5 protein-coding genes are annotated in these 6,840 nt (G+C 69.0%); 2 read left to right on the top strand and 3 right to left on the bottom strand.

What is annotated here, in order from left to right:
* Positions 1-78: 78 nt before the first annotated feature.
* Both ltrA and ABZ807_RS29715 read right to left on the bottom strand, forming a co-directional pair.
* Positions 79-1,479, bottom strand: a complete 1,401-nt coding sequence (ltrA, locus tag ABZ807_RS29720) for a group II intron reverse transcriptase/maturase (RefSeq protein WP_357165176.1) — start codon at positions 1,477-1,479, stop codon at positions 79-81.
* A 383-nt stretch (positions 1,480-1,862) separates the two neighbouring features.
* Positions 1,863-2,555: a hypothetical protein gene (locus tag ABZ807_RS29715; protein WP_357165173.1), complete on the bottom strand. Its 693-nt coding sequence runs from the start codon at positions 2,553-2,555 to the stop codon at positions 1,863-1,865.
* Positions 2,556-3,157: 602 nt separating this feature from the next.
* Between ABZ807_RS29715 and ABZ807_RS29710 the strand changes: the two genes are divergently transcribed.
* Positions 3,158-3,352, top strand: a complete 195-nt coding sequence (locus ABZ807_RS29710) for a hypothetical protein (protein ID WP_357165170.1) — start codon at positions 3,158-3,160, stop codon at positions 3,350-3,352.
* 92 nt (positions 3,353-3,444) lie between these two features.
* Here ABZ807_RS29710 and ABZ807_RS29705 read toward each other — a convergent pair whose 3' ends face one another.
* Positions 3,445-3,960, bottom strand: coding sequence for a hypothetical protein (locus ABZ807_RS29705; RefSeq protein WP_357165167.1), 516 nt, complete (start codon positions 3,958-3,960; stop codon positions 3,445-3,447).
* 915 nt (positions 3,961-4,875) lie between these two features.
* Here ABZ807_RS29705 and ABZ807_RS29700 point away from each other — a divergent pair.
* Entirely contained in the window at positions 4,876-6,762 is a 1,887-nt protein-coding gene (locus ABZ807_RS29700; RefSeq protein ID WP_357165164.1) for an AfsR/SARP family transcriptional regulator, read from the top strand.
* The last annotated feature ends 78 nt before the right edge of the window (positions 6,763-6,840 follow it).

Raw genomic sequence — 6,840 nt, 5'->3', positions numbered from 1 at the left:
AGACCGCGTGAAACGTTGAACTGGCTCAAACCGATCGAAGTGTTCAGCGATTTGGTAAGGAACGCAGTGTCGCCATGATCACTTGAATCCGCCCCGGTAGCGCGTGGTGCGCACCTTGGCGGGGTTGAACATCCCCTGTTCCTTGCCGGATGGCCACCACCTGCCGCCGCAGTAGCGGCGGCGCAGGTCTCTCCAGGTGATCCGGCGATGTTTCCGTCGCAGCCACGCTATGACTCGGCCCCAGAGGTAGGCGCTGAGGTAGCAGAAGGTGCGTGCGGACATGCCGGGCCGGAAGTAGGTGCACCAGCCCCGAAGCGCCGCGTTGAGCTGGCGCAGCAGGGCATCCAAGGGTTCGTTGGTGTCCATTCGCCGGCACAACATCTTCACCTTGCCCGTGATGGCCTTGACGGCCTTGCGGGAGGGATACCAGTAGATGTAGCGCCGGTTGGTGCCGCGCTTGCGGTGCCGCTGGATGCGCCACCCCAGAAAGTCGACACCCTCGTCGATGTGGGTAATCTTTGTTTTCTCCACCGACAGGCGCAGGCCCATCGGCGCGAGTATCGCCGCCGCTTGGTCGCGCACGCTGATCGCATGCTCACGGCCGCCGGTCACGAGGAGCAGCCAGTCGTCTGCGTACCTGATCAGGCGGTAGTTGCTCAGCCCGTGACGTTTGCGTTTGGCCCGCTCGACCGTGTTGGAACGTGGACCGCCGGGAAGCTGGGCGACGTGCTCGTCCAGCACCGACAGGGCAACGTTCGATAGCAACGGCGAGAGAATGCCCCCTTGCGGGGCACCGGTGCGACTGTCCCGTAGCGCGCCGTCCTCACCGAGGATGCCCGCCTTGAGGAACGCCTTCACCAAGGCCAGGACACGTCTGTCTCCGATCCGATGACGCACCCGCTCCAGAAGAGGAGCGTGCGCGATCTCGTCGAAACATGCCGTGATGTCACCTTCGACAATCCACTCGTAGGTGTTGTTGACGAACATGACCGTCTCGGCGATCGCGTCGTGAGCCCGGCGTCCGGGACGGAACCCGTAACTACACGGGAGGAAATCCGCCTCAAAAATCGGCTCCAGCACCAGCTTCAAGGATGCTTGGACCACCCGGTCGGTGATGGTGGCGATCCCCAGGCGACGCAGCTTGCCGCCGGTCTTGGGGATCATCCGCTCCCGCACCGGCAACGGACGGAAACTGCGGTCCTTCAACGAGGTCCGCAGCCCGTCGAGGAACTCCTCGACACCCAGCCCGACCTGGATGGATACGGCGGTTTGCCCATCCACCCCGGCCGTGCGTGCCCCTTTGTTGCCCCGCACCCGATCCCACGCCACCAACAGGAAGGCGGGATCGGCGACGAGATTGAACAGATCATCGAACCTGCGATGAGGATCATCACCGGCCCAACGGTGCAGCTTGGTCTGGATCTTCAGTACCCGAAGCTCGGCGCGTAACAGCGCCGACTCCAACTCATCGGTATTCACCGACGAACCTCCCGACATTCCAGCGTCCGCTCTGCTGACTTGCTGGCCCCCTTCGCCATGTACGCGCCTCTCGCGCGCCCGGACTACTACGGAGCCTCCGCCCTACCCGACAGCCATCAGCCGGCAACGAGCCTGCCCACCACCGCCCTGGATGGACAGCGGAACGGGCGACCGCGGATAGTTCCCACGTTCACGTGACATCGATTGACCAGGTCGGTGGCCAGCTCTACCCCGACAGCATCGCCACGCCTACGCCGCAGACCTTCAGCGTGGCCTCCCCACCGACGGATTCACTCGGCTTCGGAGTTGACCCCCGACGTCAACGCAGGGGGTCACGCACTGCACCCCGGCCCATATCCACCAGATTTGAGCCGGCACTCTTCTTACGGGGCTTCAACCACTGATTCACTCACGTTCCACCTTCTGATCTCGCTTGCCGAACCCAGCCCGTCTGGCAGTACCAGGCCGTCCCGGCGTTGTCGGGGCTGCTTCCCGCCCTCCCCGGCGTTCCCCGGCTCAGGCTGCCCCCAGCTGCACCACACCGCTGCGACGATGCGGCGGGAAGGTCTCCCACCTCCCTCGATGCCACGCACCTCGTGGCGCACGAAACCATACGAGACCGGCTCGAAGTCGGCCTCGAAAATCGGCTCCAGCACCAGCTTCAGCGCCGCCTGCACGACCCGGTCCGCCACGGTCGGTATGCCGAGGCGACGTACCTTGCCCGACCCTCCCGGTTTGGGGATGGCGCGTTCCCGCACCGGCAGCGGCCGGAACGTTCCCGCCTTCAACTGAGAACGCAGGTCGTCCAGGAAGCCCGGCACGCCCGTCTGCTCCTCGACGTCAGCGACCGTCAGGCCATCGACGCCAGCGGAGCGAGCACCCCGGTTACCCGCGACCCGGCCGAACGCCACGATCAGCGTCGCCGGGTCGTGCACGAGATTGAACAGGTCATCGAACCGGCGGCCTCGATCGGCCGCCGCCCAACGGTGAAGCTTGGCCTGCATCCCCGATACCCTGGCGAACGGATACCACCCTTCACCAGGACCGCCGGGATTCCCCGGCGGATCTTTCGGCATTGCAGCCTCCTTCCCTTCTACAACCGCTGCCGCCCTTCCCCATGTGACCGGCTCTCCCGGCCTCGGAGTACTACGACGGCTCCGCCCCACCCCGATCCGATCGGTCGACGGTGGACCCAGCCCGCCCCACGCGCTGGCTACACGCTGGCCGGGCAGAACCGAGGTGGTTCCCGTGTTCACTGCTGTTCGCTCGACGAAGGAGGAGCCCTGCTATGCCCCAGCGGCATCGCCACGGCTACCCCGCAGCACTTCACCGCGGCCTCCCGGCAGCCGAACCCAGAACCACCCAGGAGTTCCCCTACGACACGTAGTCGAGGGTGCGCACCGCATCCGACCCGCATCCGCCAGATTCAGAGTCGGTTACATCTTGAGGGGCGTAAGAACACAGGTTCCTCGCGTACTCCTCTCCGTCCTGCTCACCGAACCCGCACCATCTGGCAGTCCTGGCACGTCCCGGCTTTGTCAGGGCTGCTCCCACCCTCCCCGGCACCTCCCGGGTCAGGCTGCCCTCAGCTCCACCGCCCTGCTGCGACAGGGCCAGCGGCGAAGGTCTCTCACCTCCACTCGAAACAACAGCGCCTCACGGCGCACGGACCCGGGACGTGACCTTCCACGAGGACGCCCACCGGGCACGTACCGGCAACGGACCCGCCGTCGTAGCGGTCCTACGCAACACCGCCATCGGATTCCACTGCGGCAACGGCGAGACCAACATCGCCAGAGCCACCCGACGCGCCAACCGACGCCCCCACGACCTCATCACCACCGTGACCAGCAGCTACCCAACTACGCAATGACCCTGCTCGTGGGCCCGACCAACTCAAACGGACGACCAGGACAATCTCTCGGCTGGGGACACCTGGTCAAAAATGTCCCATCTCCTACGAGGTCAGGCCGCGACCGAGTAGTCCAGCTTCGCCGCCCGCTCCCGCAGGTCAGCCAGTCGCTTCTGCGGATTGAGCGCCCGGATGACCTCATCGGTCAGGGGCTGCAGCGCGAGGATCTGCTCGACCACGGTTCTGTCCAGCTCGACCTCGTAGACCGACCAGGCATGTTCCAGGTATTCCTCCGCTGCGCCGTCGCACAGGATGTCGAGCAGCCAGGCCCCGTCGGGATCGGACTCCTCGTCGTCGGCGGGCGAGAGGTCGATCCCGTCGCCGGCGTGCCACCGGTCGTCCCCGGACCGTCGCCAGAGCACGAACGTGGCGTCGAGCGTGCCATCCTCGTGGCAGAACGTGGGCTCGTGCACCAGCGGCGCGAACTGTTCGGGCAGCCCCTCCAGCAGGCCGGGCCATAGTTGGCCGCCGGTGTGGTTGTGCATTGGTGAATCGTGGTAGACGCCGCGGATGAAAGCACCGTCGGCGGTGAGGACGATGTCGTGCTCCTCGCCGCTGCCGTTGCGCATCGACGCCGCTTCGCGCGCTCGCCCCGTCCGCGGCTGTAGTCGTAGTAGACGCCATCGACGATGGAGTCGAGCATCGCCAGGGCTCGGGAGCGGTCGCGCACCACATCGATGGGTGGCAGCTTGGCAGCCGTGTCGTAGACGGTCACCCCGCGAGCCTACGAGTCGGCGCCGTCCCGATGCGTCTCCACAGGTGCGGACGGGTCGACCCGGACGTGACGATGGTCGGGGGATCACCGCAACCGGCCAGCGCAAGCACCCGCTCCTGCTGCTGCCTGACCGGGATTGATCAGTAGATCCTGGCGCTCTTGAGCAAGCACGATGATCCGTCGAGGCAGGACTCCGGTTCTGACCTGAGGAGGTGGATCCCTCAGGTGGGAACGGGTGGCTCTGACGGCGCTGGGCCGAAGAGCTTCGGCTCGACCTCGGCCTCCGCCGGTGGCAACATCCCGGGGAGTGCCGGTCAGGGGAGCGGAGCGGCCGGCGCGTGGCCGATGGCCCCTGTCGGCCGTTCGGCCGAGAAGGTGCCGAATGATCGGTCACCGTGCCCTGTCGAGTAGATCATCGCGGCTCGCCGGTCGGGGCACGTGACTCACCGGAGTGGTCCGCCCCTCGCCCGTCCGGCCGCTTGGCCGAGCGCGGGCTCGGGTGTGGACTGATACAGATCGCTCCGATCGTTGTTTCACGCTGGCAACGTTGGGGTACTTAACTGATCTGTGACCAGGTCCGTTCACCGCGTCGACGGTCACGCCGGGTGACGAACCTCCGCGAGCGTTTCCGGTTCTCATTCTGTTACGGCGACACGCCGTTTAGCGGCATTGATGTTCGTCACCCTCGGATGTCGGCTTTCTGCCTTGTTGCACTCGAACCGTCCACTTAGCCTGGGCGCGCTCGAGATTCAACGGGGGGAGCGGCAAAGTGAGACTGCAGATTCGGCTGCTGGGCAGCGTGGAGCTGCGCGTCGACGACCAGGTCGTCACGCCGGGGGCGGCCAAGCGAAGGGCCGTCCTCGCCGGTCTGGCGCTGGAGGCCAACCACTCGGTCTCGTTGCCGCGACTCGTCGACATGGTCTGGTCCGACGTCCCACCCGCCTCTGCGGTGGCGAATCTGCGGTCCCACGCCGCCGGGCTGCGCCGGACGCTGGGTGACCGGCTGGTCGCCCGCCCCAACGCCTACGAGCTGCGGCTGTCGCCGCACGAGCTGGACGTCACGGAGTTCCACCGGCTCGCGGGTGAGGGGCGGTCCCTGCTCGCGACGCCCGACCCCGCCGGCGCCGTCGCCACCCTCACCGCCGCGCTGGCCCACTGGCGCGGGGCGTCGGGTGACGGCCTGCCCCGAGGCACCGCACTGGACAACCGGTGGGCCAGCCTCGACGAACAGCGGCTCCAGGTGTTCGAAGAGCTCGCCGAGGCGCGCCTGGCCGCCGGCGAGCACCAGCATCTCCTGACCGAGCTGCGCGGCCACCTCGCCGCCCAGCCGCTGCGTGAGCGCGCCTGGGGGCAGCTCATGCTTGCCCTCTACCGCTGCGGGGACGTCCCGGCGGCGCTCACCGTCTACCGGGACGCCCGGGCCGTACTCGACGAGCAGCTCGGCATCGAGCCCGGCGAGGAGCTGGCCAGCATGCACCGCGCGATGCTCGACCGGGCGTCCGAGCTGGCGTACACCCCGCCGTGCGCGCCGATCGCCACCGCGACCCCACCGCCGGCTCCGACCGTCGCCGCTGCGCCGCCGCCGACCTCGCCGGCCAGGCCGGCCGGGGGCGCCGGCTGGGCGGTGCCCCGCGAGCTGCCGGCCGGTCTGGTCACCTTCGTCGGCCGGGGCCGGGAGACCAGCGAGGTGGTCACCACCCTCCGGGGTACGACCCGCGCCGCCGTGGTCGTCACCGGCGCGTTCGGCAGCGGCAAGACCGCCCTGGCGGTACGCGCCGCGCACGCCGTCGCCGCCGACTTCCCGGACGGACAGGTCTTCGTCGACCTCGGCAACCGGACCCCGGTGACCTCGGGTGAGGTGCTGGGCCGGGTACTGCGCGCGCTCGGGGTCGCCCCCGCCGACGTACCGGAGAACACCGACGAGCGGGCCGGGTGGTTCCGGTCGCTGGTCGCCGGGCGACGGCTGCTGCTGGTGGTGGACGGGGTCACCCGTGCCGCCCAGGTGCGACCGCTGCTCCCGGCCGGTCCCGGCCCCGCCCTCGTCGTGATCGGCCAGCGCCGGTTGGGCAGCCTGGACGGGGTACGGCGGGTGAGCCTCCGCCCGCTCGTCGCCGCTGACGCGCGCGACCTGCTGGTGGCTCTCGCCGGCCCGGAGCGGCTGGCCGTCGTCCCGGCGGCCACCGGCGAGCTGGTACGTCTCTGCACCGGGTCGGTGCTCGCCCTGCGGGTTGCCGGCACGCGCCTGGCGGCCCGGCCGGACATGTCGGTGGGTGCGTTGGTCGGCCAGCTCGCCGACGGGCGGGAACGGCTGGACCTGCTGGACTACGAGGACCTGTCGGTGCGGGCCAGCCTGGCCACCGTCGTCGCCGCCGTCCGCAGCGACGACGAGGCGGCCGCGCGGCTCCTCACCCTGCTTGGCGCGGCGCCCGACGCCCTGCGCCGGCCCGAGCGGGTCGCCCGGCAGCTCGGGATCACCGGCACGCGGCTGCGCCGTACCCTGGACGACCTGTTGGACGCGCATCTGGTCCAGCGGGACGAGCCCGGCGGCTACCGGCTGCCGGCGCTGGTCCGGGAGTACGCCGCCGAGCTGGCCGACGTGCCGACCGTCCTGGCGCACCCGCTGACCGGCCGGCGGGGCGACCCCCTGGCCGCCTGACCGATCACCGACACCCGCTGACCAGACCATCGCTCTGGCCCAGGCCGGCGCTGGCGGCGGGGGACTGGTGCGAGACGA

This window comes from Micromonospora sp. NPDC047548, assembly GCF_040642975.1.
GTDB lineage: Bacteria > Actinomycetota > Actinomycetes > Mycobacteriales > Micromonosporaceae > Micromonospora.
Note: the sequence above shows the minus strand (reverse complement) of the source record. Positions and strands in the feature narration are given on the sequence as shown.

Excerpts from the sequence above, each read along its gene's own strand:
- ABZ807_RS29705 (WP_357165167.1), bottom strand. The coding sequence starts at position 3,960 with ATGCGCAACGGCAGCGGCGAGGAGCACGACATCGTCCTCACCGCCGAC.
- ABZ807_RS29715 (WP_357165173.1), bottom strand. The coding sequence starts at position 2,555 with ATGCCGAAAGATCCGCCGGGGAATCCCGGCGGTCCTGGTGAAGGGTGG.